Below are 20,166 nucleotides of genomic sequence, written 5' to 3' on the forward strand. Positions count from 1 at the left end.
CAGGGCAGGTTATTATCTGCGTTGCACCGCCCAAGATCCGGGACCCGTGAAGACCAGCAGCAGGAGCGCGAAGCAGAACAGCACCGCCGGTTCGCCGCCGTTGTTGATCGGCCAGAAGTCGCTGGGGAAGTGCTGCCAGAAGTAGGCCACCGCCATGTGACCGGCTCCGATGAACGCCGCCTCCCTGGTGAACAGCCCGATGGCGACCAGCGCGCCGACGATGATCTCGATCACACCGGCCCACCACGTCGGCCACGCGAACATCTCCGCGGTGGGCCCGGCGGCCGGCCACCCGAACAGCTTCGACGTGCCGTGCAGCAGGAACAGCAGACCCACCACGATGCGAAAAACGCTCAGCATGTGCGTCGAATAGGTGCCGACGCGCGTACCCAATTGATTGGTCATGTGCTGACGATAGAGCGCGGTGGTGTCGGTTGCGCCAACCCGGGATCACAGTTCGAGCAACAGTGTCACCGGCCCGTCGTTTATTAGCGCGACCTGCATGTTCGCCCCGAACACCCCCTCGGCGACCTCGGCGCCGAGGTCGCGCAACGACGCGGCGAACGCCTTCACCAGCGGCTCGGCGGCCGGCGCCGGCGCCGCGGCGTTCCACGACGGGCGGCGACCCTTCACGGTGTTGGCGTACAGCGTGAACTGGCTGACCACCAGGACCGGCGCACCGACGTCGGACGCGCTGCGCTGATCGTTGAGAATGCGTAGTCCCCAGAGCTTTTCGGCCATCCGGCGAGCCGTGGCCGCGTCGTCGTCATGGGTGACACCGACGAGTGCGACCAGGCCCTGGGTGGCCGGCGCGATGGCGCCGACCACCCGGCCGTCGACCGACACACTCGCCGAAGTCACCCGCTGCACCAGCACCCGCATGGCTCGCGGGAGCTTTACACGTCGTAGTACAGCGAGAACTCGTACGGATGCGGACGGATCTGGATCGGCATGATCTCGTTCTCCCGCTTGTAGGAGATCCAGGTCTCGATCAGGTCTTCGGTGAATACCCCACCCTCGGTGAGGTATTCGTGATCCTCCTCGAGCCGGTCGATCACTGCCGACAGCGAGGTCGGGGCCTGCGGGATGTTGGCGGCCTCGTCCGGCGGCAACTCGTAGAGATCCTTGTCGACCGGGGTCAACGGCTCGATCTTGTTCTTGATGCCGTCGATGCCGGCCATCAGCATCGCCGCGAACGCCAGGTACGGGTTACCCGAGCTGTCCGGGCAGCGGAACTCCAGCCGCTTGGCCTTGGGGTTGTTGCCGGTGATCGGGATCCGCACGCACGCGCTGCGGTTGCGCTGGCTGTAGACCAGGTTGATCGGGGCCTCGTAACCGGGGACCAGGCGCTTGTAGGAGTTCACGGTGGGGTTGGTGAACGCCAGCAGGGACGGCGCGTGGTGCAGGATGCCGCCGATGTAGTGCCGGGCCAGGTCCGACAGGCCGGCGTAGCCCGATTCGTCGTGGAACAGCGGCTGTCCGTCCTTCCACAGCGACTGGTGGGCGTGCATGCCCGAACCGTTGTCGCCGAACAGCGGCTTGGGCATGAACGTGACGGTCTTGCCGGCCTGCCAGGCGGTGTTCTTGATGATGTACTTGAACAACTGCACGTCGTCGGCCGCGGCCAGCAGGGTGTCGAACTTGTAGTTGATCTCGGCCTGACCGGCGGTGCCGACCTCATGGTGACCGCGCTCGAGGATGAAGCCCGCGTTGGTCAGGTTGGTCGCCATCTGATCGCGCAGGTCGACGTAGTGGTCGTACGGGGCAACCGGGAAGTACCCGCCCTTGGGCCGGACCTTGTAGCCGCGGTTGGCGCTGCCGTCGGCCTCGAACGGCTCGCCGGTGTTCCACCAGCCCGACTCGGAGTCGACCTCGTAGAACGTGCCGTTGATGCGGGAATCGAAGGTCACCGAGTCGAAGATGTAGAACTCGGCCTCGGCACCGAAGTAGCAGGTATCGGCGATACCGGTGCTCACCAGGTAGTTCTCGGCTTTGCGGGCCACGTTGCGGGGGTCGCGGGAGTAGGCCTCGCGGGTGAACGGGTCGTGCACGAAGAAGTTCAGGTTCAGCGTCTTGGCGGCGCGGAAGGGGTCGATGCGCGCCGTGTCGGGGTCGGGCAGCAGCATCATGTCGGACTCGTGGATGGACTGGAAACCGCGCACCGACGAGCCGTCGAACGCCAGGCCGTCCTCGAACACGCTTTCGTTGAACGCCGATGCCGGAATCGAGAAGTGCTGGACCATGCCGGGCAGATCACAGAAGCGGATGTCGACGTATTCGACCTGCTCGTCCTTGATCAGCTTGATGATGTCATCAGCGTTCTTTTCAGCCACTTAGTACTCCTTCATAAGTACGGAGATTGCACACTTTCGTGTAACTCGCGCCTGACGCTATGGAGCCGATGTTGCACGGCAGTCAACCGTATGTTGCATGGACGTTACGGCAATCTGAGGCCCCCTATGCTGGAGGACATGGCTCGTGCGACGTCGTCCTGGCTTTCCGGTGGTGATCCGGCGGATTCGGCACCGGATTCGAGGTATCCCGGCGAGTTGCTCGGTTTGCCCGAGAGCGGGTCGCAATCCCTGGCGTCGAGCGGACGCCGCATCCTCGCGCTGCTGCTGGACTGGCTGATCGCTTACGGGTTCGCGGCGCTGCTGATGAGCCTCGGGCTGTTCTCCCAGGCACTGTTGTCGACGGCCGTGCTGCTGGTGTGGCTGGTGGTGGGCGCGGTCTCGGTGCGGCTGTTCGGGTTCTCGCCTGGTCAACTGGCGCTGGGATTGATGGTGGTGCCGGTCGACAACCGCATCCATGTCGGTCTCGGCCGCGCCCTGGGACGCGGTGCGCTGCTGGCGCTGGTGATTCCGGCGTTGTTCATGGACGGTGACGGCCGTGGCCTGCAGGACAAGTTCACCCACACCGCGGTGGTGCGCAGGTAGTTTCTCCGGCCGAGTCAGACCTGAGGCGACGGGCTTCTCGCACTTTGCCTGCGTGGTTTCTGACTCGAGCTCAGGCGGCTGCGGTTGTGGATAGCCGAGCACGCGACGTTCGCCTGATCTGGCATTTTGCCTTGGATGGCTCACGTGTTCATCGGCAGCGAGGCGCTCGCGGCCGGCAAGGTCACTCGCTATGAACTCAGCACGCGTTATCAGCGGGTGTTGCCCAATGTCTATGCGCCCAAGCGTGCCTCGCTGTCCCTCTTTGATCGCACGACCGCGGCATGGTTGTGGTCCAAGCGAAAAGGTGTCGTCACCGGCTTGGCGGCCTCGTCGCTGCACGGTGCTCGCTGGGTGAAAAGCGAAGTGGCGATCGAATTGAACTTGGCCAACAACAAGTCGCCCGCAGGGGTGTTGACCAGGAACGAGACGCTGCCTGAGGGGGAGGTCACCCGCCTTAAGGGGATGGCCATCACCACAATTGAGCGCACCGCCTTTGATCTCGCGCGCCGCTTACCGGTGGGCAAGGCGGTTCAACGACTGGACGCGCTGGCCCACGCCACCCATTTCAAACCGGCGGACGTGCTGGAACTCCTGCAAAGCCATCGTGCGGCAAGGGGGTGTTCAAGAGTCCCCAGCATCTTGGACCTCATTGACGCGGGCGCACAATCGCCGCAGGAGACGTGGCTGCGGCTGCTGTTCATCGATGCGGGATACCCGAGACCACAAACCCAGATTCCGATCCTGGGCCCGACTGGCTTCCCCAAGTACTACCTGGACATGGGTTGGCCGGAGTTGATGGTGGCCGTCGAATACGACGGTGAGCAGCATCGGCGCGATGACGGCCAGTACCGCCGCGACATCGGCCGCTCGGAGTACATCGAGCGAATAGGCTGGCGTCGTATCAGGGTGATCGCGGGCGACACCGCGCCCAGCATCTTGCGGAGAGCTGAATTGGCCGGCTTGCGACGCTGATCAGATCGAGTCAGACCTCAGGTGAGGGCCTTCTCGCACTTTGCCTGCCAGTTTTCTGACTCGGCTCAGCACCAGCTACTTGCGGCGGACGGTGCGGCCCACGCCGCGCATCTTGGCCTGGGCGGGCAGCGGCCCCTTCGGCATTGCCGCCGGGCCGATCTTGCTGCCCAGCGCCACCAACTTGGACTCCAACGCGTCGATCTGCTTGGCCGGGATGTTGGCCGGCAGCCGGGTCAGATGCCGCTCCAACTTGGCCAGCGGCACCTCGCCCTCGCCATTGCCGACGATGACGTCGTAGATCGGGACGTCGCCCACCAGGCGCGCGGTGCGCTTCTTCTCCTGCGCGAGCAGGGGCTTGACGCGGGTGGCCGAGCCCTCCGCGACGAAGATCACCCCGGGCCGCCCGATCACCCGGTGCACGGCATCGAAGTTGCCGGTGGCGGCGACCCCCGGCGTCACGCGCCACTTGCCGCGGAGGTTGTCCAGCGCCCACGCGGCCGCACCGGTCTGCCCCTCGGCCTTTTGGTAGACGGACTTCTGGGCGCGGCGGCCGAAGACGATGAAGGCGATGAGCGCCCCCAACACGATGCCCAACGGGATCATCATGTACATCGTGAAGCCGCCGATCGCGACGCCACCCAGTACCGACAACCCGACGACGACCAAGAAGGCCAGGATCATGTAGGGCAGCAGCCGCTTGTCTTCTTTGCGCTGCATCTGGAACGCCTGCCAAAGCTGACTGCGACGCTGCTTGGAAGCGGCCTTGCGGGCGGCCTTGGCCTCAGCCTTGGCGGCCTTGGACGCGGCAGGTTTACGGGGTTTCGCCATACAGCAAGGATAAGGGCTGAAAATTAGTGCTTGGCAGCGGTGCGCTGCTCGACGGCCTGGGCGTAGAGGCGGCCGGCGCGGTAAGAGGAGCGCACCAGTGGACCGGCGAGTACTCCGGCGAAGCCGAGACGCTCGGCGAACGCGGCATGCTCGACGAATTCCTCGGGCTTGACCCAGCGCGCGATCGGATGGTGGCGCACCGAAGGCCGCAGGTACTGGGTGATGGTGACGATGTCGCAGCCGGCCCCATGCAGATCGCGCAGCGCGGTCTCGACCTCGTCGGGGGTCTCGCCCATGCCGAGGATCAGGTTGGACTTGGTGACCAGGCCGTCCTCGCGCGCGGCGCTCAGCACGTCCAGGCTGCGCTGGTAGCGAAACGCCGGACGGATGCGCTTGAAGATCCGCGGCACGGTCTCGACGTTGTGCGCCAACACCTCTGGGCGCGTCTCGAACACCTCGGCCAGCTGCTCGGGGATGCCGTTGAAGTCCGGGATGAGCAGCTCCACCCCGGTGCCGGGATTGAGCGCCTTGATCGCGCGCACCGTCTCGGCGTACAGCCAGGCGCCGCCGTCGGGCAGATCGTCGCGGGCCACGCCGGTGACCGTCGAGTACCGCAGGCCCATCGCGGCCACGCTTTCGGCGACCCGGCGCGGCTCGTCGCGGTCGAGTTCGGCCGGCTTGCCGGTGTCGATCTGGCAGAAGTCACACCGGCGGGTGCATTGTTCGCCGCCGATCAGGAACGTCGCCTCGCGGTCTTCCCAGCACTCGTAGATGTTGGGGCAGCCCGCTTCCTCACACACGGTGTGCAGGCCCTCGCGCTTGACCAGCGCTTTGAGTGCGGTGTACTCCGGTCCCATCCGGGCGCGGGTCTTGATCCACGGCGGTTTGCGCTCGATCGGGGTCTCGGCGTTGCGAACCTCGAGACGAAGCAGCTTGCGGTTACCGGGATCGACACTCACAACGATGATGCTACGCGGTGCGACTCTTTGCGCTGGACCGGCAACAGTCCGTCCAGCGCGTCGCACACCGCGTCGCTGACCTGCCGGCGCACCTCGGCGACCCCGACGGGTCGGCCCAGTTCGGCCGAGAGCGAACTGACCCCCGCATCGGCGATCCCGCACGGCACGATGGCGCCGAACGCGTTCAGGTCACAGTCACAGTTCAATGCGAAGCCGTGCAACGTCACCGCCCGCGCGACGCGGATGCCGATCGCGCCGATCTTGCGCTCCGGCCGTGGGACGCCGCCGACGACCTGTTCGGGCAGCCAGACCCCCGAGCGGCCCTCGACCCGGCCGGCGTCGAGTCCGAGCCCGGTGCACACGCTGATCAGCGATTCCTCCAGGCGCCGAACGAAATTCACCACATCCAGCGGCTCGGCCAGGCCGATGATGGGATAGCCCACCAATTGTCCGGGCCCGTGCCAGGTGATCTTGCCGCCGCGGTCGGTGTCGACCACCGGGGTGCCGTCCACCGGGCGCTCATGGGCCTCGGTACGGCGTCCCGCGGTGTAGACCGGCGGATGCTCGAGCAACAGCAGCGTGTCGGGCCCGCCGGCCACTCGGGCGTCGGCGCATTCCCGCTGCAATTGCCAGGCGTCCTGATAGTCGATGCGACCCAACTCGCGCACCTCGATCGGCGTGCTCGCCGCTCGAATCGAGGCCGTGGTCATGGGATTCACAGTACTCGCAGCGGCACCTAGGCCCGCCGCATCACATAGGACAGCGCCTCGCCGATGGTGTTGTGCTCGAACCCGAAGCCGGCCCGCTCCAGCGCCGCCGGGATGGCCCGCTGCCCCGTCAACAGCCCCTCGTCGGCGAAGTCGCCCATCGCGATCCGGGCGGCGAATCCCGGAATCGCCAGCAGCGTCGGGCGATTCAGCGCCCGACCCAAAGCCGCGGTGAACTGCGCGTTGGTGACCGGGGCGGGTCCGGTGAGGTTGACCGGCCCGGACAGCTCGGAGTTGGTGAGCGCGAAGCGAAGTGCGCGCACCTCGTCGACCAGGGTGATCCACGGCATGTACTGCCGCCCATTGCCCAGCCGGGCGCCCAGGCCGAGCGCAAAGAGCGGCCGCAACCGGGCCACCAGGCCGCCGGCGGGGGAGAGCACCAGGCCCGTGCGCGCCAACACCACCCGGGCGCCCGCCGCGGTGGCGGCCTGGGTTGCGGCCTCCCAGTCCTGACACAACCTGGCCAGGAAACCCGTGCCGGCCGGGGCACTTTCGTCGACCGTGCGATCGCGGGTGTCCCCGTAGTAGCCCACCGCGCTGGCGTTGATCAGCGTGGGCACCCCGGTGCGCGCGACGGCCGCCGCGAGCACCTCGGTGGGTTCGATCCGGCTGTCGCGCAGGCTCTGTTTGAACGCGCCCGACCACCGGCGACCGCCGACGTTGACGCCGCACAGGTTGACGACGGCGTCGACGCCGGACAGATCGTCGGGATCGAGTTCACCGGTATCGGGATTCCAGTACCGCTCATCCGGGTTCGACGGTGCCCGCCGCACCAGTCGGGTCACGCGGTGACCGTCGGCGCGCAACGCCGAGGTCAGCGCCGAGCCGATCAGCCCGGAGGAACCGGCGATCGCAACGGCGGTGGCTGCTTGCCCGGCCACCGGCTAGAGCCCCAGGTCGGCCTCGAACGCACCTTCCTCGAGTCTCTTCTTGATGGTGGTCAGGAAGCGGCCCGCGTCGGCGCCGTCGATCAGCCGGTGGTCGTAGGTCAGCGGCAGGTAGCAGATGGACCGCACGCCGATGGACTCGTTGCCGGTCTCGTCGACCACCACCCGCGGGCGCTTGACGATCGCGCCGGTGCCCAGCATCGCGGCCTGCGGCGGCACCAGGATCGGGGTGTCGAACAGCGCGCCCTGGCTGCCGATGTTGGTGATGGTGAACGTGCCACCGGACAGCTCGTCGGGCTTGAGCTTGCCGGTGCGGGCCCGGTTGGCGATGTCGTGGATGGCGCGGGCCAGCCCGGCCAGCGACAGATCGCCGGCGTTGTGCACCACCGGCGAGAGCAGGCCCTGCTCGGTGTCGACGGCGAAGCCGAGGTGCTCGGCGTCGAAGTAGGTGATCTCCTTCTTGTCCTCGTCGTAGCTGGCATTGATGTTCGGATGAGCCTTGAGCGCGTCGATCACCGCGCGGGCGATGAACGGCAGGTAGGTCAGGTTCACTCCCTCGCGTTCGCTGAACTCCTGCTTGGCCCTGGTCCGCAGCGCCACGATCTTGGTCATGTCGACCTCGTGGGTCTGCGTCAGCTGCGCGGTGGCCTGCAGCGACTCGCGGGTCTTCTTGGCGGTGATCTGCCGAATCCGATTGGCCTTCTGCGTGCTGCCGCGCAGGTGTGCCAGCGGGCTCGGAGCGGTCGACGCCGCCGGAGCCGCGCTGGCCGCGGGAGCGGACGGCGCCGCCGGTGCCGGCGCGGCCGGAGCCTTCTTGGCCTCCGCGGCGGCCAGCACGTCCTGCTTGCGAATGCGTCCGCCGACGCCGGTGCCCTTGACCGACGCCAGGTCGACGTCGTTCTCCACGGCCAGCTTGCGCACCAGCGGCGTGACATAGGGCGTGCTGTCGGACTCGCCGGCCGGCGCGGCCGCCGCAGCGGCGGGCTTGGGCTCGGGCTTGGGTTCCGGCTTGGGAGTGGCGGCCGGTTCCGGCTTGGCTTCCTCGGCCGGCTTGGCCTTGGGCTCCGGTTCGGGCTCGGGTTCCGGCTCCGGCTCCGGCTCCGGCTCGGGCTCGGGTTCCGGCTCGGGTTCCGGCTTGGACTCCGCGGGTGCGGCGTCCTGGTCGCCGATCACGGCGAGCTCGCCGCCCACCTCGACGGTGTCGTCCTCCTCGGCGGCGATCGACAGCAGGGTGCCGGCCACCGGCGACGGGATCTCGGTGTCGACCTTGTCCGTGGACACCTCGAGCAACGGCTCGTCCACCTCGACGGAGTCGCCGACCTTCTTCAGCCAGCGGGTCACGGTGCCCTCGGTGACGGACTCGCCGAGTTCGGGCATGGTCACCGAGGTCCCGGAACCGCCACCGGAGGAGGGTTCGGCCTTGGCGGCGGGCGCGGGTTCCGGCTCGGACTGCGGCTCTGGTTCGGGTTCCGGCTCGGGCTCGGGCTCGGACTGCTCCTCGGAAGCATCGGCGTCGCCGCCGGCAGCGCTGTCGTCGTCGGCGTCGCCGATGACGGCGAGTTCGCCGCCGACCTCGACGGTGTCGTCCTCCTGGGCCACGATCTTGGTCAGGACACCGGCGACCGGCGAGGGGATCTCGGTGTCGACCTTGTCGGTGGAGACTTCGAGCAGGGGCTCGTCGACCTCGACCGTGTCGCCCTCCTGCTTGAGCCAGCGCGTGACGGTACCTTCGGTAACGCTCTCTCCGAGTTCGGGCATCTGTACGGACACGGACATGTCAGCTGACTCCTCGAAGGTCGTTTGCACCGGTTGTCCTCTGGCTTACCACAGCCTTGTGAGCGCTGCCGGGAACCGATGGGGATCGTCGGGCATCCATCCTGTCACTGCGTGGGTTCTGTCACGAACTCGGGCTGAAAGCAGACTCTGGCACTATCGAAACATGGGTTTTTTCGACCGCTTCCGGAGGTCCGGCAGACGCGGCTCCGCAGAGGTGGCCTACCTGCGTGACTGGGTGGCCTCGCACCACGGTGTGGAGGCCTACATCGAGCCGAAAACCACGGTCACCGACGTGACCGCGTGCCTGGTGGCCAGCGACGGCGAATGGACGCGGCGCAGCGTCGGGGAGGTCGGCGCGCAACGGTTGTCTGCGCAGTTGCGCATTCCGGTCTACGACGTGCAGAAGGTGGGTTACCCGCAGCGGATGCGGGACTTCGACGCGCGTCGGCGGATCGAACGCAAGAGGGCGCTGCGCAGGGAACTCGAGAGCTGACCGATCCCTTGACATCCCGTTACCGGCGGTATGAGGTACTGGCAGGCATGGAACGACGGGAGAGTCAGGGATGACCAGTGCGCGCTACGTGGACGCCGGCGACGGCATTCGGATCGCGGTCTACGAGGAGGGCAACCCGGACGGCCCGCCGCTGGTGATGGCGCACGGCTGGCCCGACTCGCACGCGCTGTGGGACGGCGTGGTCGCCGAACTCTCGGATCGGTTCCGCATCATCCGCTACGACAACCGCGGTGTGGGCGCCTCGACCGTCCCGAGGCCGGTGCGCGAGTACACCATGGCCCGACTCGCCGACGACTTCGCGGCCGTGGTCGCCGAACTGAGTCCCGGGGTGCCCGTGCACGTGTTGGCCCACGACTGGGGTTCGGTGGCCACCTGGGAGTACTTGAGCCGGCCGGCGGCCACCGCGACGGTGGCATCGTTCACCTCGGTGTCGGGCCCGAGCACCGACCACTACGGCGCGTTCATCTTCGACGGGCTGACCCGGCCGTACCGGCCGCTGCGATTCGCGCGCGCCGTCGGACTGGCCGCGCGGATGGCCTACTGGTTCCCGTTCTCGGTCCCGGTGCTGGCGCCGGCCGCGATGCGGGCCGGGCTGGCCCGCCGGCTGCAGGCCAAGGATTCGCCGGGCGCACCGAAATACCGCGGCGAGAACTTCGATGACGACGCCGCCAACTCGATGAAGATCTACCGCGCCATCGCGTTTCGGGCGCCGACCGTGCGCCGCGATCACTACGTGTCGGTTCCCGTGCAGCTCATCTGCAACGACAACGACCCGGTGGTACGCGGGTACGGCTTCACCGACGAGGCGAAGTGGACGTCGCGGCTGTGGCGTCGTGACCTCAAGGCCGGGCACTGGGCGCCGTTCTCGCACGCCCCGGCCATTGCGCGGGCCGTCGTCGAACTCGTCGACCACCTCGAGGGCGCCCCCGCCGCCCGGGCGCTGCGCCGCGCCGAGGTGGGCCGGGTCCGCGGCCTGTTCGGCGACACCCTGGTCTCGGTGACCGGGGCCGGCAGCGGCATCGGCCGCGCGACCGCGCTGGCGTTCGCCGCCGAGGGGGCCGAGGTCATCGTCAGCGACATCGACGAGGCCGGCGCCAAGCAGACGGCCGCGACCGTCACCGCCCGCGGCGGCGCCGCACACGCCTACGTGCTCGACGTCGCCGACGCCGAGGCGGTGCAGCGCTTCGCCGACGAGGTCTGCGCCACCCACGGCGTGCCCGACGTCGTGGTCAACAACGCCGGGGTCGGGCAGGCGGGCCCGTTCCTGGACACCCCGCCGGCGGAGTTCGACCGGGTGCTCGACGTCAACCTCGGCGGCGTGGTCAACGGGTGCCGGGCGTTCGCGGCCAAGATGGTGCAGCAGGGCACTGGTGGTCATCTGGTCAACATCGCCTCGATGGCCGCCTATGCGCCGTTCGGGTCGATGAACGCCTATTGCACCTCCAAGGCCGCGGTGTACATGTTCTCCGACTGTCTGCGGGCCGAATTAGCCTCCGCGGGAATCGGTTTGACCACGGTGTGCCCGGGTGCGGTCGACACCAACATCGTGGCGGCCACCCGCTTCGACATCGACCCCGACGCGGGTGAGGCCGCCCGGGCCCGTGCCCAGAAGGTGTTCCTGCGGCGCGGCTACAGCGCGGACAAGGCGGCCAAGGCCATCCTGGCCGCGGTCCGCAACGACACCGCGATCCTGCCGGTCACGCCCGAAGCGCAGGTGGTCTACGGCCTGTCGCGACTGCTGCCCGGGGCGCTGCGCCGCGCCGCGCGCGCGGAGGCCTTCTAGGGGCCCGCTAGCCCTTCTCGGCGATGTCCTCGAGGACCGCGAGCATGGTCCGGGTCGGCACCCCGGTGCCGCCCTTGGGGGTGTAGCCCCACGGACCGCCGGTGTTGTAGGACGGGCCGGCGATGTCGATGTGCACCCACTGGACCCCGTCCGCGACGAACTCGCGCAGATACACGCCGGCGACCAGCATCCCGGCGAACCGTGACGAGCCGACGTTCGCCAGGTCGGCGACGGTGGACTTGAGCTCGTCCTTGAGTTCATCCGGCAGCGGCATCGGCCAGCCGTTCTCGCCGACCCCCTGGGACAGTTCGGCGACCCGGTCGCGGAATTCCTCGGAGCCCATCACGCCGGGGATCCGCGCACCCAGGGCCACGGTTTGGGCGCCGGTCAAGGTCGAGGTCTCGATCAGGTAGTCCGGATCGTCCTCACAGGCCCGCACGATCGCATCGGCCAGGATCAACCGGCCCTCGGCGTCGGTGTTGAGCACCTCGACCGTGGTCCCGCCGTACTGGGTGAGCACGTCGCCGGGGCGCTGCGCGGTCGACGACGGCATGTTCTCGGCCATCGGCACCGTCGCGATCACGTCGATGGGCAGCTTGAGTCGCGCGGCCAGCACCACGGTGGCGATCACCGCGGCCGCCCCGCCCATGTCGGAGGTCATGTGATGCATGGACGCGGCCGGCTTGATCGAGATGCCGCCGGTGTCGAACGTGACGCCCTTGCCCACCAGCGCGACGGTCTTGGCGTCCTCGCGGCCGGACCGATGGATCAGCCGCACCAGCCGCGGCGGCCGCGACGAGCCCTGCCCAACCCCGACGATCCCGCCGAACCCGTTCTCCTCGAGCGCCTTTCGACTCAGCACCTCGACCTCGAGGCCCGCCGCCTTGCCCAGCGCCTTGGCGCGTTTGGCGAACTCCGCGGGGAACAGGTGGCTCGGCGGGGTGTTGACGAAGTCCCGGGCGGTGGCCACCGCCCCGGCGACCGCGGCCGCGCGCGCGGCCCGCTGCTGCGCGTCCTTGGCCTTCGACAGCACGGTGATCGACCGCAGGCCGGTGTCCTTCGGTGCGGTCTTGGCGCTGCGAAACTCGGTGAAGCGGTAGGCACCCAGGATCAGGCCCTCGACCGTCGCCTCCAGGTCCAGCCCGCCCAGCGTGCTGATCACCGCCTCGGTGCCGTTGAGCGAGCGGGCCGCGGTCCCGGCGGCCTGCCGGATGACCTCGGCCGGCCACTGGTCCCGCGGTTTGCCCAGCCCGACGGCCAGCACGCTGGCCACCGGAAGCGAGGGCACCACCACGCGGCTGACCTGATCGACGCCGCCCTTGGCGCCCAGGGCCGCGCACGCCGACTCGATCTCGGCGATGGCCGCCGCGTCCAGGACGTCGCTGCCGACCACCGTGGCCGTGGCCTCGGGGTTGTCCGGATCGCCGCTGACCACACCGACGATCAGCACGGCCGGGTCCGCGGCGCGGTCGGGCAGCGTTTTGGCGACGGTGACGGCGGGGGACTGGTAACCAAGTTCAGTGCTCACGGTCTTCACCCTATCGAGGTGACTAGGGTGGATGGCCGTGACCGACAACTCAGGTGACCTATTGCACGGACCGCTCGAGGACCGCCACCGCGAACTCGGGGCCAGTTTCGCCGAGTTCGGCGGGTGGTCGATGCCGGTGTCCTATGCCGGGACCGTCAGCGAGCACAACGCGACCCGCACCGCCGTCGGGCTCTTCGACGTCAGCCACCTGGGCAAGGCGTCGGTAAAGGGCCCCGGTGCGGCAAAGTTCGTCAACGCCTCGTTCACCAACGACCTGGACCGGATCGGGCCCGGCAAGGCGCAATACACGATGTGCTGCACCGAAACCGGCGGCGTCATCGACGATTTGATCGCCTATTACGTCGGGCCCGACGAGATCTTCCTGGTGCCCAATGCCGCGAACACCGCCGCCGTCGTCGCAGCGCTGAGAGCCGCTGCGCCCCAAGGTGTCACCGTCACCGACGAGCATCGGTCGCTGGCCGTGCTGGCGGTGCAGGGGCCCCGCTCGGCCGAGGTGCTCACGGCGCTGGGGCTGCCCACCGACATGGACTACATGGGCTACGTCGACGCCGAATACGCTCGGGTGCCCGTGCGGGTGTGCCGCACCGGCTACACCGGTGAGCACGGCTACGAGTTGTTGCCGCCGTGGGATTCGGCCGCGCCGGTCTTCGACGCGCTGGTGTCCGCGGTCAGCGACGCCGGCGGCGAACTCGCGGGCCTGGGCGCGCGCGACACCCTGCGCACCGAGATGGGCTATCCGCTGCACGGCCACGAATTGTCGCTGCAGATCACGCCGGTGCAGGCCCGCTGCGGGTGGGCGATCGGATGGAAGAAGGAGCAGTTCTGGGGTCGCGCGGCGCTGCTGGCCGAGAAGCAGGCCGGACCGAGCCGGCTGGTGCGCGGCCTCAAGGCCGTCGGCCGCGGGGTGCTGCGACCCGAGTTGACCGTGCTGTCCGCGGGCGCCGAGGTCGGTGTCACCACCTCGGGGACGTTCTCCCCGACGCTGAAAACCGGCATCGCCCTGGCGCTCATCGACACCGCCGCCGGAATTGACGACGGCGCAACGGTCACCGTCGACGTGCGGGGACGCGCGCTGGAATGCGAGGTCGTCCGGCCGCCCTTCGTCGATGTCAGCCCCCGGTAACTCGGTGGCGCTCGGTTATACAATTCCTCTCATGACCAACGGCCCTCTCGAGTTCTCGCTTGCCCGCCATCCCAGCCCGGCAAGCGACGAGGTACGGGCGAAGCTGCTGGCCGATCCCGGATTCGGGCGGTATCACACCGACCACATGGTGTCGATCAACTACAGCGACGGCCGCTGGCACGACGCGCAGGTGCTGCCGTACGGGCCGATCGAGCTGGACCCGTCGGCCATCGTGCTGCACTACGCGCAGGAGATCTTCGAGGGGCTGAAGGCCTACCGCTGGGCCGACGACACCATCGTGTCGTTTCGTCCCGAGGCCAACGCGGCGCGGCTGCGCACCTCGGCGCGCCGGCTGGCCATCCCGGAACTGCCGGAGGACGTGTTCCTCGAGTCGCTGCGGCAGCTCATCGCGGTCGACGGCGCCTGGGTGCCGCCGGCCGGGGGCGAGGAGTCGCTGTACCTGCGGCCGTTCATCTTCGCGACCGAGCCCGGCCTGGGGGTCCGGCCGTCGAACGACTACCGCTACCTGGTGATCGGATCGCCGGCCGGGGCCTACTTCAAGGGCGGGGTCAAACCGGTCAGCGTGTGGCTGTCCACCGAATATGTCCGCGCCAGCCCGGGCGGCACCGGCGCGGCCAAGTTCGGCGGCAACTACGCCGCCTCGTTGCTGGCGCAGGCCGAGGCCGCCGAACACGGCTGCGATCAGGTGGTCTGGCTCGACGCGATCGAACGCCGCTACATCGAGGAGATGGGCGGGATGAACCTGTTCTTCGTGTTCGGCAGCGGCGGCTCGGCGCGGCTGGTGACACCGGAGCTGTCCGGCTCGCTGCTGCCGGGCATCACCCGAGATTCGTTGCTGCAGTTGGCCACCGACGCGGGCTTCGCCATCGAGGAACGCAAGATCGACGTCGAGGAACTGCGCAAGGGCGCCGCCGACGGCGAGATCACCGAGGTTTTCGCGTGCGGCACCGCCGCGGTGATCACCCCGGTGTCGGTGGTCAAGCACAGCGACGGTGGCGGCGGGGAGACCGAATTCACCATCGCCGACGGCGAACCCGGCGAGGTGACGATGGCATTGCGCGACACCCTGACCGGTATTCAGCGCGGCACCTTCGCCGACACCCACGGCTGGATGGCGCGTCTGAGCTAGCCGATCGCCAGGCCGAGGGCGGTGAGCGTGGTCGCCGTCTCGACCGCGGCGCCGAGCACGTCGCCGGTGATCCCGCCGAAGCGGCGCACGCAGTGCGCCACCAGCAGCGCCACCAGCACCAGCACGACCAGCACCGTGACCGGACCGTGCCAGGGCCGCGGCGCGGCGAAGGCGGCACCGGCGGCCAGTGCGAGCACCCACACCGCGACGATCCACCGCGGTTGGGTGCCCGCGGCCAGGGCGCCCAGGGTGCTGCCGTCGGCGGCCGGCACGCCGCGTCGGCACACCAGCACCGCCGCGACCCGGCCCGCGGTCACGGCGACGACGATCCCGAGCACGCTCAGTTCGGCGAACGCCAGGGCCTGCAGCCCGATCGCCACCACCACGGCGGCCACCCCGAACGGTCCGGCCGTGCCCTCGCGCATGATGGCCAGCGCCCGCTGCGGGGGCCCGTAGCAGCCCAGGCCGTCGGCGGTGTCGGCCAGCCCGTCGAGGTGCAGGCCGCGGGTGGCCAACAACAGCACGGCCACCGCGAGCAGCCCGGCGATCGGGTTGCCGGTGCCGAACATCGCGGACCCCGCCCAGGCGGTGCCCGCGGCCAGGGCGCCCAGCGCCAGACCCACCACCGGAAGCGCCGTCACCGCGCCCCGACCGAACGCGCCGCCGGGCACCGGCAGCACCGTCGCGAACGCGAAACTGCCCCGCAGCGCGCCGATCACGAATCCGATTGCCCGGATATCCCGGCCGAGTCGAAGGTCGCCATCGATGCCAGCGTCGCCACGGCCGCGCGCACCAGCGGCAGCGCCAGCACCGCGCCGGTGCCCTCGCCGAGGCGCATGTTCAGGTCGAGGAGGGGCTCGAGTTGCAGCTGCGTCAGCGCCAGGGTGTGCGCCGGTTCGGTGGAGCGGTGACCGGCCTGCCACCAGGCGCGCGCGCCGGGGGCCAACCGTTCGGCCACCAGCGCGGCGGCGCTGACCACGACGCCGTCGAGCAGCACCGGGGTGCGACGCACCGCGGCCTGGGCCAGGAACCCGGCCATCGCGGCCAGGTCGGCGCCGCCGGCCACCCGCAGCAGCCCCAGCGGATCGGAGCGCACCGGATGGGCGCGGTAGAGCGCATCGCGCACCGCGGCGGTCTTGCGCATCCAGCCGTCGTCGTCGATGCCGGTGCCGCGGCCGATCACCGCCACCGGTTCGGTGCTGGTCAGTGCGCACACCAAAACCGTTGCCGCGGTGGTGTTCCCGATGCCCATGTCGCCGGCGATCAGCAGGTCGGCCCCGGCGTCGACCTCCTCGTCGGCGATGCGCTGACCGGCGGTGACCGCGGCCTCGACCTCGTCTGGGCTCAGGGCGTCGGCGACGGCGATGTCGCCGCTGGAGCGGCGCACCTTGTACGCGGCTGTCGCGGGGCCGGCGGCCGCGCTGTCGACGGCGATGTCCACCACCCGCACCCCGGCGCCGGCGATTTCGGCGAGCACGTTGATGGCCGCGCCGCCAGCGGCGATGTTGGCCACCATCTGGGCCGTGACCTCCGGCGGATACGCCGACACCCCGGATCGGGCGACGCCGTGATCGCCGCAGAACACCACCACCCGCGCACGTTCGAATTGCCTTGGCGGGCAATGCCCCTGGCAGGACGCGGCCCACACCGACAACTCTTCGAGGCGCCCCAGCGAACCCGCCGGTTTGGTCAGACGATCCTGCCGGGCGCGCGCTGCCGCGGCCACCTCGGCATCCGGCGCGACCACGTCGGAAAATGCCGGTGTGGCCATCAGGCTGCCGCCATAGTCGGTCAGGAGATCTTGTCGCCGCGGTTGACCTGCGGCTTCGGGGCGCGCATCCGGCGCAGCTGCGAGGCGCGGCCGGCGGCGTAGAAGCCCAGCCGCCAATTGCTCTCGGTGTTGTCCGGGAACTTCTCGTCGACCGCCTTGTTGACCCGGCGGGACAGCACGATGGCGTCGATGGCCATCATCGCCATCAGGATCAGCATGGCGGGGGAGATGTAGTACTGCACCTGCGGCACCGCGAGCATCGAGAAGATCATCAGCAGGGCCGCGGGCATGAACAGACCCAGCACGTTGTAGCGCGAGTCGACCAGGTCTCGGACGTACTTGCGGACGGGGCCCTTGTCGCGCGGCAGCAGGTAGCCTTCCTCGCCGGCCATCATCCGCGCGCGGTTCTCGTTCAGCCGGGCGCGACGCTCCAGCCGCTCGGCCTTGCGCTCGGCCTTGGGCAGCTTGGGGCCGGCCATCGCCTTGCGTCGCTTGCGGGCCTCGGCCGTGGTCATCGGGGCCGGCGCGATCGGGCCGCGACGGCGGCGCTCGTCACGCTTGGGCGTCGGGCGACCCTTGGGTGCGGTGGTCTTGGCCGATCCGGCCGCCTCGACACCCGCGATTTTCTCGACGGTCGACTCCGAACCAGGTTCGTCGGCCGGGTTGGTGTCGCCGTCGCCGTTCTTTCGACCCAGCAGCTTCACGCCTGCCAGGTTACTTCGCTCCCGTTGGGCGTCCGGCACGCACCCGTCGGGGCGCGGCCGATCGCCGCGGGACTACGGGAATAGCGCGGCGAGGAGGTACCGTTAGAAGCATTGGTGGTAATGGGGTCAACGGACCCTGCCCACCGGTAAGCGACCCCGCGAGGGAACCCGAGGAGAAGGTAATGACTGTTCAGGACGAGTCGGCGACCACCACGACGCACGGTGCGACCCTGACCGCTGCCGCTGCCGCCAAGGCGAAGTCCCTGCTCGAGCAGGAGGGCCGCGACGACTTGGCGCTGCGGATCGCCGTGCAGCCGGGTGGCTGCGCCGGCCTGCGCTACAACTTGTACTTCGACGATCGGACCCTGGACGGCGACCTCACCGCCGAGTTCGACGGCGTCAACCTGACGGTCGACCGGATGAGCGCACCGTACATCCAGGGCGCCTCGATCGATTTCGTCGACACCATCGAGAAGCAGGGCTTCACCATCGACAACCCCCAGGCCACGGGCTCGTGCGCATGCGGGGACTCGTTCAACTGAGCGCCACCGACCGCTAGAAGGCCCCGGCCGTCCGCAGGACGTAGGAACACACCAGGATCTGGTTGTCGTAGCTCAGCAATTGGGCCACACCCTGGCGTTCTGCCGGGCCGCCGCGGGTTCCGCGGGCCGGCTCGGTGCGCATCGTGAACAGCACCTGAGCGGCGTTCGGGGACGCGTAGACGATCGCGTCCACCGAGGTCACCTCGGCCTCGGAGAACTGCTTCTCGAACGCGTCGCTGGACATCTTCGCCAGCGCGTCGTCGGACCGCCGGTCCTTGACTCCCTCGTAGATCCCGCACAGCGTGTTGCGGGCAATCACTTCCAAATCCTTGTTCGACAGCGCGTCGAGGTAGGTCTGGATGGCCTCCTGCGCACTCTCGGCGGTGATCGCCGGACCCGTCGTCGTCGACGTCGACTTCTCGCCACCGGCGAACACCAGCGCCACCACGATGCCGGCCACCGCCGCCACCGTCACCAGCCCCGCGACCAGCAACGGCCAGCGCGGCGCCTTCGGGAACGGCACCGGCGGCGGCAGTGGGGTGGGGTAGGCCCCGTCGGCCGAACCGCCGTAATTGGGCCCATAGGTGGGCGGCACCGGGTAGGGCCCGGATGGGTCGGTACCCTGGTGCGGCGGATACGGGCCGGCCATGGCTTTCCTTCCCATGCGGTGCGGGAGTCGGGTGAACGTGGTCGAACCATTCCGCGCCAACGGCGTTCGACTGCGCGGACGCGGTATGCAGACTGGCTCTGCTAGGCAGGTTATCGCAACTCGGCACCGGCCAATGTGACCGCGGCGGCCGATAGGCTTGGATAGATCGACTATCGATGAAGGGCGGACCCGTTCGTGACAATTGCTGTGACCGGCTCGATCGCAACTGACCATCTGATGAGGTTCCCGGGCAAGTTCTCGGAACAGTTGTTGGCCGAGCACCTGCAGAAAGTGTCGCTGAGCTTCCTCGTCGACGATCTGGTGGTGCGTCGCGGCGGTGTCGCGGGCAACATGGCCTACGCGATCGGGGTGCTCGGCGGCGAAGCCGCGCTGATCGGCGCGGCCGGCGTGGACTTCGGTGAGTACCGGAAATGGCTCGAGGACTCCGGGGTGGACTGCAATCACGTGCTCGAGTCGAAGACCGCGCACACCGCGCGCTTCGTCTGCACCACCGACCAGGACATGGCCCAGATCGCCTCGTTCTATCCGGGCGCGATGTCGGAAGCCCGCAACATCTCGCTCGCCGACTACGTCTCCGCCAGCGGCGCACCGGAATTGGTGATCATCGGCGCCAACGATCCGGCGGCGATGTTCGCCCACACCGAGGAATGCCGCAAGCTCGGCCTGCCCTTTGCGGCCGACCCGTCCCAGCAACTCGCCCGGCTGTCGGGGGAGGAGATCCGCGCGCTGATCGACGGCGCGGAGATCCTGTTCACCAACGACTACGAGTGGGATCTGCTGCTGAGCAAGTCCGGCTGGACCGAGGCCGAGGTGATGGCCCAGATCGGCCTGCGGATCACCACGCTCGGCGCCAAGGGCGTCGACGTGGTGCAACCCGACGGGACGACGCTGCACGTCGGTGTCGTGGCCGAAACCGTCCGCACCGACCCGACCGGTGTCGGCGACGCGTTCCGGGCCGGCTTCCTGACCGGCCGCAGCGCGGGGCTGGCGCACGAGCAGTGCGCGCAACTCGGCTCGTTGATCGCGGTGCTGGTGCTCGAGACCGACGGCACCCAGGAGTGGGCCTGGGACCGGGATGCGGGTCTGGCCCGGATCAAGGACGCCTATGGTGCCGAGGCCGCCAGCGCGATCGCCGCGGCGCTGGTCTAGCTGGCGGTAACACCCGCCCAGATTGACGCTTTGCCGGACACCACTCGCACTTTGCGGCCCAAACTCACCTTTGGGCGCAAAGAGCG

Annotated in this window: 21 protein-coding genes; 8 read left to right on the top strand and 13 right to left on the bottom strand. The window is 69.0% G+C overall.

What is annotated here, in order from left to right; translation table 11 throughout:
- Positions 1-12 precede the first annotated feature (12 nt).
- From RCP80_RS10175 to glnA, 3 genes are read right to left on the bottom strand one after another with little or no spacing between them, the layout of a single operon-like run.
- Entirely contained in the window at positions 13-405 is a 393-nt protein-coding gene (locus tag RCP80_RS10175) for a DoxX family protein (protein WP_308482206.1), read from the bottom strand.
- Between the two features lie 45 nt (positions 406-450).
- Positions 451-882: a D-aminoacyl-tRNA deacylase gene (dtd, locus tag RCP80_RS10180; protein ID WP_308482207.1), complete on the bottom strand. Its 432-nt coding sequence runs from the start codon at positions 880-882 to the stop codon at positions 451-453.
- A gap of 14 nt (positions 883-896) precedes the next feature.
- On the bottom strand, positions 897-2,333 hold the full coding sequence (gene glnA, locus RCP80_RS10185; RefSeq protein WP_308482208.1) for a type I glutamate--ammonia ligase: 1,437 nt from the start codon (positions 2,331-2,333) through the stop codon (positions 897-899).
- Positions 2,334-2,471: 138 nt separating this feature from the next.
- Here glnA and RCP80_RS10190 point away from each other — a divergent pair, with 138 nt between their 5' ends.
- Positions 2,472-2,936 carry an RDD family protein gene (locus tag RCP80_RS10190; RefSeq protein WP_308482209.1) on the top strand — a complete coding sequence of 155 codons (465 nt, stop codon included), beginning with the start codon at positions 2,472-2,474 and terminating at the stop codon, positions 2,934-2,936.
- 135 nt (positions 2,937-3,071) lie between these two features.
- Positions 3,072-3,908, top strand: a complete 837-nt coding sequence (locus RCP80_RS10195) for an endonuclease domain-containing protein (RefSeq protein ID WP_308482210.1) — start codon at positions 3,072-3,074, stop codon at positions 3,906-3,908.
- A gap of 75 nt (positions 3,909-3,983) precedes the next feature.
- Here RCP80_RS10195 and RCP80_RS10200 read toward each other — a convergent pair whose 3' ends face one another.
- Genes RCP80_RS10200 through sucB form a run of 5 tightly spaced genes read right to left on the bottom strand, consistent with a single transcriptional unit; the run spans position 3,984 to position 9,125 of the window.
- Positions 3,984-4,736: a DUF4191 domain-containing protein gene (locus RCP80_RS10200; protein ID WP_308482211.1), complete on the bottom strand. Its 753-nt coding sequence runs from the start codon at positions 4,734-4,736 to the stop codon at positions 3,984-3,986.
- A 23-nt stretch (positions 4,737-4,759) separates the two neighbouring features.
- A complete protein-coding gene (gene lipA / locus RCP80_RS10205) occupies positions 4,760-5,695 on the bottom strand; it encodes a lipoyl synthase (protein ID WP_308482212.1) in 936 nt (311 codons plus the stop codon).
- Positions 5,692-6,405, bottom strand: a complete 714-nt coding sequence (gene lipB, locus RCP80_RS10210; protein ID WP_308482213.1) for a lipoyl(octanoyl) transferase LipB — start codon at positions 6,403-6,405, stop codon at positions 5,692-5,694. Before lipB ends, lipA begins: the two co-directional genes overlap by 4 nt.
- A 26-nt stretch (positions 6,406-6,431) precedes the next feature.
- Positions 6,432-7,343, bottom strand: coding sequence for a TIGR01777 family oxidoreductase (locus RCP80_RS10215; RefSeq protein WP_308482214.1), 912 nt, complete (start codon positions 7,341-7,343; stop codon positions 6,432-6,434).
- A gap of 3 nt (positions 7,344-7,346) precedes the next feature.
- Positions 7,347-9,125, bottom strand: a complete 1,779-nt coding sequence (gene sucB, locus RCP80_RS10220; protein WP_308482215.1) for a 2-oxoglutarate dehydrogenase, E2 component, dihydrolipoamide succinyltransferase — start codon at positions 9,123-9,125, stop codon at positions 7,347-7,349.
- Between the two features lie 163 nt (positions 9,126-9,288).
- Between sucB and RCP80_RS10225 the strand changes: the two genes are divergently transcribed.
- Positions 9,289-9,618, top strand: coding sequence for an oxidoreductase (locus RCP80_RS10225; protein ID WP_308482216.1), 330 nt, complete (start codon positions 9,289-9,291; stop codon positions 9,616-9,618).
- Between the two features lie 70 nt (positions 9,619-9,688).
- Positions 9,689-11,422, top strand: coding sequence for an SDR family oxidoreductase (locus tag RCP80_RS10230; RefSeq protein ID WP_308482217.1), 1,734 nt, complete (start codon positions 9,689-9,691; stop codon positions 11,420-11,422).
- Positions 11,423-11,429: 7 nt separating this feature from the next.
- On the opposite strand, the gene RCP80_RS10235 is transcribed toward RCP80_RS10230, so the two are convergent.
- Positions 11,430-12,950, bottom strand: a complete 1,521-nt coding sequence (locus RCP80_RS10235; RefSeq protein ID WP_308482218.1) for a leucyl aminopeptidase — start codon at positions 12,948-12,950, stop codon at positions 11,430-11,432.
- 31 nt (positions 12,951-12,981) lie between these two features.
- Between RCP80_RS10235 and gcvT the strand changes: the two genes are divergently transcribed.
- A complete protein-coding gene (gene gcvT, locus RCP80_RS10240) occupies positions 12,982-14,094 on the top strand; it encodes a glycine cleavage system aminomethyltransferase GcvT (protein ID WP_308482219.1) in 1,113 nt (370 codons plus the stop codon).
- A 31-nt stretch (positions 14,095-14,125) separates the two neighbouring features.
- Positions 14,126-15,244, top strand: coding sequence for a branched-chain amino acid aminotransferase (locus tag RCP80_RS10245; RefSeq protein WP_308482220.1), 1,119 nt, complete (start codon positions 14,126-14,128; stop codon positions 15,242-15,244).
- On the opposite strand, the gene RCP80_RS10250 is transcribed toward RCP80_RS10245, so the two are convergent.
- From RCP80_RS10250 to RCP80_RS10260, 3 genes are read right to left on the bottom strand one after another with little or no spacing between them, the layout of a single operon-like run.
- Positions 15,241-15,963 carry an adenosylcobinamide-GDP ribazoletransferase gene (locus tag RCP80_RS10250; protein WP_308482221.1) on the bottom strand — a complete coding sequence of 241 codons (723 nt, stop codon included), beginning with the start codon at positions 15,961-15,963 and terminating at the stop codon, positions 15,241-15,243. The two genes, RCP80_RS10245 and RCP80_RS10250, sit on opposite strands and share 4 nt — an antisense overlap.
- Positions 15,960-17,015 carry a nicotinate-nucleotide--dimethylbenzimidazole phosphoribosyltransferase gene (gene cobT / locus RCP80_RS10255; RefSeq protein WP_308482222.1) on the bottom strand — a complete coding sequence of 352 codons (1,056 nt, stop codon included), beginning with the start codon at positions 17,013-17,015 and terminating at the stop codon, positions 15,960-15,962. The genes RCP80_RS10250 and cobT overlap by 4 nt, the downstream gene beginning before the upstream one ends.
- A gap of 20 nt (positions 17,016-17,035) precedes the next feature.
- Positions 17,036-17,719: a DUF3043 domain-containing protein gene (locus RCP80_RS10260; protein WP_373693483.1), complete on the bottom strand. Its 684-nt coding sequence runs from the start codon at positions 17,717-17,719 to the stop codon at positions 17,036-17,038.
- Positions 17,720-17,901: 182 nt separating this feature from the next.
- Between RCP80_RS10260 and RCP80_RS10265 the strand changes: the two genes are divergently transcribed.
- Positions 17,902-18,261: a HesB/IscA family protein gene (locus RCP80_RS10265; RefSeq protein ID WP_308482223.1), complete on the top strand. Its 360-nt coding sequence runs from the start codon at positions 17,902-17,904 to the stop codon at positions 18,259-18,261.
- A gap of 13 nt (positions 18,262-18,274) precedes the next feature.
- Here RCP80_RS10265 and RCP80_RS10270 read toward each other — a convergent pair whose 3' ends face one another.
- Positions 18,275-18,910 (bottom strand): Rv0361 family membrane protein, encoded by a 636-nt coding sequence (locus RCP80_RS10270; RefSeq protein ID WP_308482224.1) that lies wholly within the window; start codon positions 18,908-18,910, stop codon positions 18,275-18,277.
- Between the two features lie 195 nt (positions 18,911-19,105).
- Here RCP80_RS10270 and RCP80_RS10275 point away from each other — a divergent pair, with 195 nt between their 5' ends.
- Positions 19,106-20,080: a carbohydrate kinase family protein gene (locus RCP80_RS10275; RefSeq protein WP_308482225.1), complete on the top strand. Its 975-nt coding sequence runs from the start codon at positions 19,106-19,108 to the stop codon at positions 20,078-20,080.
- The last annotated feature ends 86 nt before the right edge of the window (positions 20,081-20,166 follow it).

The sequence above is a fragment of the Mycolicibacterium sp. MU0053 genome, from assembly GCF_963378095.1.
GTDB classification, from domain to species: domain Bacteria; phylum Actinomycetota; class Actinomycetes; order Mycobacteriales; family Mycobacteriaceae; genus Mycobacterium; species Mycobacterium burgundiense.